6 protein-coding genes are annotated in these 5369 nt (G+C 68.7%); 3 read left to right on the top strand and 3 right to left on the bottom strand.

Translation table 11 applies throughout. The features are described from left to right. Positions 1 to 73: 73 nt before the first annotated feature. Positions 74 to 799, bottom strand: a complete 726-nt coding sequence (locus VFA16_RS15675; RefSeq protein WP_324968705.1) for a FadR/GntR family transcriptional regulator — start codon at positions 797 to 799, stop codon at positions 74 to 76. A gap of 46 nt (positions 800 to 845) precedes the next feature. Here VFA16_RS15675 and VFA16_RS15670 point away from each other — a divergent pair, with 46 nt between their 5' ends. Genes VFA16_RS15670 through VFA16_RS15660 form a run of 3 tightly spaced genes read left to right on the top strand, consistent with a single transcriptional unit; the run spans position 846 to position 4005 of the window. Then, on the top strand, positions 846 to 1796 hold the full coding sequence (locus tag VFA16_RS15670; protein ID WP_324968704.1) for a hypothetical protein: 951 nt from the start codon (positions 846 to 848) through the stop codon (positions 1794 to 1796). Continuing rightward, positions 1793 to 2122, top strand: a complete 330-nt coding sequence (locus VFA16_RS15665) for a hypothetical protein (RefSeq protein ID WP_324968703.1) — start codon at positions 1793 to 1795, stop codon at positions 2120 to 2122. The genes VFA16_RS15670 and VFA16_RS15665 overlap by 4 nt, the downstream gene beginning before the upstream one ends. Beyond that, positions 2119 to 4005, top strand: coding sequence for a GMC family oxidoreductase (locus tag VFA16_RS15660; protein WP_324968702.1), 1887 nt, complete (start codon positions 2119 to 2121; stop codon positions 4003 to 4005). Before VFA16_RS15665 ends, VFA16_RS15660 begins: the two co-directional genes overlap by 4 nt. Before the next feature lie 161 nt (positions 4006 to 4166). On the opposite strand, the gene regX is transcribed toward VFA16_RS15660, so the two are convergent. Together regX and VFA16_RS15650 are read right to left on the bottom strand one after the other, a co-directional pair. Further along, positions 4167 to 4850, bottom strand: a complete 684-nt coding sequence (regX, locus tag VFA16_RS15655; protein WP_083090090.1) for a two-component sensory transduction protein RegX — start codon at positions 4848 to 4850, stop codon at positions 4167 to 4169. Between the two features lie 28 nt (positions 4851 to 4878). Next, positions 4879 to 5369: sensor histidine kinase (locus VFA16_RS15650; RefSeq protein ID WP_324968701.1), on the bottom strand; the 491-nt coding region annotated here is incomplete at its 5' end.

The following is a 5369-nucleotide window of genomic DNA, read 5'->3' as shown; positions in this document are numbered from 1 at the left end:
GCCGGCACCGACAACAGACCAGTATGTGAGTTCACAAAGCGATAGCACATGCGCTATCGCTTTTGTGGCGGCGTCAGTCTGGGTGGTAGGCCGCCTTGTAGGACTCCACCATGCGAAGTGCGCTGGAGCCCAGGTAGGCCTCGACGGCAGCGGCTGCCGCCGAGGTTTTGCGCGCCGTCACCGCATCCGTAATCGCGCGCAATTCGGCGACCACCGTGTCGGCGTCGCCGTAGGCCGCGGTCAGCTCGTGCTCGCGACCGCCGAACGCCTGCTCGACCCAGCGGTACAGCAGGCCCAACGCGCGGTTGCGGGTGGCATGGACCAGCACGCTGAAGAAGGCCAGGTCGGCCGCTTGGCGCGCCTCCGCGGTGGCGGCGTTTTGCACCGTCGCCAGGGCAAAGTGCAGCGCGCTGACGTCGTCGGGGCTGGCGCGCTCGGCCGTGAGCCGGCCGATGAACGCGCCGAACGCCGCCCGCAGTTCGAGCAGCTCCACCAGGAAGTCCGGGCCGAGCTTGCGCACCAGCGCCTCGACCACCGCGGGATGGGTCAGACCGGTGGGATCGCGAACCACGTTGCCACTGCCCTGCCGGGCTTCGATCAGCCCCATGTGCTGCAACCGCGCCAATCCCTGGCGCAGCGAGGTGCGGTTGACACCGAATTGCTCGGCAAGCTCGCGCTCCGGCGGCAGCGTCGAGCCCGGCGGAAACATCCCGTCGAGGATGGCGTCGGCGATGGACGCGGCGATCTGTTCGTCCAGGCGTTGCCGCTCCGGCGGCGAAAAAGGGCTTGACTGGTTCATTGGCTCAACCAATATAGTGGACGGGCCGGCGCAAGGAGGTGAAGTCGTGGACGACCCATTGCGATCCGCGGCTGCCCCGCGCTGGGGTGGCAAGCCCGGGCGGTTGGAAGTCTGGTATGCCACGTTGTCGGATCCAGTGACCCGCGCTGGCTTGTGGCTGCATCACGAAATAGTGGCACCCACCACCGGCTCACCCTATGCGCACGGCTGGGCGACGTGGTTCCCGCCCGACGGCTCACCGCGCACCGAGCGGTTCGGGCCAGAACCCGCCGAGCCGGTAGCCGGACCCGCGTGGTTCGACGCCGCCGGAGCGCGGACCGCATTCGAAGAGCTATCCGGGCGAGCCGGATCGCTGGCGTGGGAGCTGCGCTGGAAAGACACCGGAGCGCCGCTGTGGACCTTTCCCCGCATGGCGTGGGAGCGCGAACTGCTGCCCGGGGCCCAGGTGGTAGTGGCCCCGACCGCGCAGTTCACCGGTGCATTCACCGTCGGCGACACCAGCCATCGGCTCGACGGGTGGCGCGGCGCGGTGGCCCATATCTACGGGCACGGCAACGCCAAGCGCTGGGCCTGGCTGCACGCCGACCTCGGCGACGGCGACGTCCTGGAGGTCGTCACCGCAGTGTCGCACAGACCAGGCCTGCGCAGGCTGGCGCCGATGGCTTTCATCCGGTTCCGGATCGACGGAAAAGACTGGCCGCCAAGCGGTTTGCCGTCGTTGCGGATGCGTACGACGTTAGGTGTGCGGCACTGGCAGCTGGAGGGCCGCATCGGGCGACGTGACGTGCTCATCCGGGTCGACCAACCGGAAGGCCGGTGTGTGAGTTTGCAATACACCGATCCCGACGGCGCCACCGCGGTGTGCACCAACACCGAGCAGGCCGACGTCTACGTCGAAGTCGGCGATCGGCGTTGGTCGGTGCTCGGCACCGGCCACGCTGAAGTCGGGTTGCGCGGCGCAGAAGCGCCCGCCGTCAACGAAAGGACTCCGTCATGAGTTTTCTCTTCGACCCGCCGATGCTGGTGGCTTCCGGGGTCTTGATCGAACGCACGCTGCCCGACGACCGGCGCGATGTCGCAGAGGCCGCCACTCTCGGTGTCTTCTTCGGCGGCTCGTTCGGCCTGTACAACAACGTGCCGGGCCTCGGGGTGCTGTGGCGGCCGTTCCGGGCACAGAACGGGCGTGACTTCATGTGGAACAGTGGGGTTTTCGGGGTCAATACCCAGCAGCTGCGCTGGCCGATGCATGCGTTGGCGGGCGGAATCTTCGCGACGTATCCGTTCTTCATCAAGCTCGGCAGGTGGCTCGGGCGTCTGCGATGACTCGTCTGGCGGAACGCGCGACCGCGGCGTTCGGTGCCGCGCTGCTGCCCGAGGAGTGCGGCGGCCCGTCCCCTGCTCAACTCGTCGAAAGGGTGGAGCGCTACGTCGCGCAACTGCCGGCGGGCTCGCGGCATGCGGTGCGGGCCGGGCTGATAACCCTCACCGCTGCAAGTTATCTGGCGACCGGCCGGTCGCTGTCGCGGCTGGAACCGGATGCTCGCGCGGACCTGTTGCGCCGGGTTGCCGCGCTCAGCCCGGACGCCCGCGCGGCGATCGAGGGACTCAAGGCAATTGTCTTGCTGGCCAACGGCGCGGACAGCTACGCGCCGGAGTTGCTGGCCCGTGCCCAAGATCATGACGTCACCCGTCCGGATGCGCCACTCGACGTTGTGCCGTCGGCAGCGAGCGCCTCGGTGATCCGAGCCGACGCGGTGATCGTCGGCTCCGGCGCGGGCGGGGCGATGGCGGCCCGCAGCTTGGCGCGGGCCGGTCTGCAGACCGTCGTCCTCGAGGAGGGCCGGCGCTGGACCGTCGACGAGTTTCGCAGCATGCACCCGATCGACCGCTACGCCGGGCTGTACCGCGGGGCGGGCGCCACCATCGCGCTCGGGCGCCCGGCGGTGGTGCTGCCGATCGGTAGGGCCGTCGGCGGCACCACCGTGGTCAACTCCGGCACCTGCTATCGACCGCCCCTGGCGGTCCAGCAGCGCTGGCGCGGCGAGTTCGGGTTGGCACTCGCCGACCCTGACCGGCTGGCCGGCCATCTAGGCGATGTCGAGCGCACGCTGCAGGTGGCGCCTGTACCGCTGGAGATCATGGGACGCAACGGACGGCTGCTGCTCGACTCCGCAGCTGCGCTGGGCTGGCACGCCGCCCCGATTCCGCGCAACGCGCCCGGCTGCGACGGCTGCTGTCAGTGCGCGATCGGCTGTCCACGCAACGCCAAGTTCGGTGTGCACCTGAACGCGCTGCCTCAGGCGTGTGCGGCCGGGGCGCAGATCGTGTGCGACGCGCGCGCTGAGCGGATACTGCACGCCGACGGACGTGCACGCGGCGTGCGGGCTCGACGGCCTGACGGGACTGCGTTCGATGTGCTCGCCGACACCGTGGTGGTGGCCGCCGGCGCCACCGAAACGCCGAACCTGTTGCGCCGCAGTGGCCTTGGCTCGCATCCCCTGATGGGCCGCAACCTTGCCGTGCATCCGGCGGTGATGGTGGCCGGGCGCTTCGAACACGAGATCCACGCGTGGCGCGGCGTGCTGCAAAGCGCGGCCAGCGATCAGCTGCACTCGTCGTCTGGCGTGCTAATCGAGGCGACCTCGACACCGCCGGGCATGGGGTCGATGGTGTTTCCCGGCTACGGCGCCGAGCTGCTGGGCTGGCTCGACAAGGCTTCGCACGTCGCGACGTTCGGGGCGATGGTGGCTGACCGCGGTGTCGGCCGGGTGCTTTCGGTGCGCGGCCAGACAGTGCTGCGCTACGACATCGCCCGCGCCGACGCGGCCAAGCTGATGACCGCGATCGAGGCCATGGGCCGGCTACTGTTCGCCGCCGGCGCGGTGGAGGTGCTGACCGGGCTGCCCCGCGCGGGAACGGTGACGTCGCTGCCCGCGCTGCAAGAAGTAGTGCGCCGCACCGACCCAAAGAGCTTGCACCTGGCCGCTTTTCACCCTTCAGGCACGGCGGCGGCCGGCGCCGACGAACAGCGTTGCCCGGTCGACCAGCACGGCCGGCTGCGTGGCGTCGACGGCGTGTGGGTCGCCGACGCATCGATCCTGCCCAGCTGCCCGGAGGTCAACCCGCAGGTGTCGATCATGGCGCTGGCACAGGCGGTTGCAGCTGAGCTCCTGGACCGGCGACGCCCGAGTAGATCGCGCGCGTGAGCACCGAGCCGCCGTTCGGGCCACCTCGTCCAGGCCACCCTGCAGGCATGCACTTGTCGACCACCTGAGTTGATTTCCCGCCTCGGAGCGACTTCGTCGTACGCCGCCCGCCAGGGCGCAAAGATTGGGAGTCTCAAGAGCCCCTAGCGGTGGCAGACGGGTTACCCCTCGAGCTTGTAACCCAGCCCGCGCACCGTCACCAGATGCACGGGATTGGCGGGGTCGGCTTCGATCTTCGAGCGCAGCCGCTTGACGTGGACATCGAGTGTCTTGGTGTCGCCGACGTAGTCTGCGCCCCACACCCGGTCGATCAACTGACCGCGGGTAAGCACTCGACCGCTGTTGCGCATCAGGTATTCGAGCAGGTCGAACTCCTTGAGCGGCAAGGTGATTTGCTTGCCGTTTACTGAGACGATGTGTCGCTCGACGTCCATCCGGACTGGCCCTGATTCCAGCACGCCATCGGTGACTTCGGAGTCGTCGTCGCCACCGCGGCGCAGCACCGCGCGGATCCGGGCGATCAACTCGCGGGCCGAATACGGCTTGGTCACATAGTCGTCGGCGCCCAGCTCGAGGCCGACCACCTTGTCGATCTCACTGTCGCGCGCGGTGACCATGATCACCGGCACGCTTGAACGCGCGCGCAGTTGCTTGCACACGTCGGTGCCGGACATCCCCGGCAGCATCAAGTCGAGCAGCACGATGTCAGCGCCGGCCCGGTCGAACTCGGCCAGCGCCGATGGCCCATCGGTAACCACCGTGGCCTCAAAGCCCTCCCTGCGCAGCAAAAACGCCAGGGGATCGGCCAGTGACTCCTCGTCCTCAACGATCAGCACGCTGGTCATTGGCGCCACTCCTCCTCATCCGCGGGGGTCATCGGCGTAGTTCTTCCTCTCGTTGCGACCGCGTGGGCCGCTTGTCGCGCCCCGCTGGTTGATTGGGTTGCTCATCGTTGTCCTGGGAGGCCGGGATCGACAACGTGAACGTCGACCCCGTTCCCGGCTGACTCCACAGCCCGATGCTGCCGTTGTGGTTGGCCGCGACATGCTTGACGATGGCCAACCCCAGCCCGGTGCCGCCGGTGGCGCGCGAGCGTGCCTTGTCGCCGCGGAAGAACCGCTCGAAGACCCGCTCCTGGTCCTTGCGCGCGATGCCGATACCGCGGTCGGTGACGGCGATCTCGACGTTGTCTCCGCGGCGACGACGGCTGATCGACACCAGCGATCCGCGCGGCGAGTACGCGATCGCGTTGGACACCAGGTTGGCCAGCGCGGTGACCAGCAAGCTTTGATTGCCCAGCACTCGCAAGCCGCTGGGTTGGTCGGTTCGGACCACGATGTCAGCGTTGTCCGCGGCGACTTTGT

It is taken from the genome of Mycobacterium sp. (genome assembly GCF_035653355.1).
In the GTDB taxonomy this organism is placed as follows: domain Bacteria; phylum Actinomycetota; class Actinomycetes; order Mycobacteriales; family Mycobacteriaceae; genus Mycobacterium.
The sequence above is the reverse complement of the archived record's forward strand: the minus strand, read 5'-3'. Positions and strand labels throughout refer to the sequence as shown.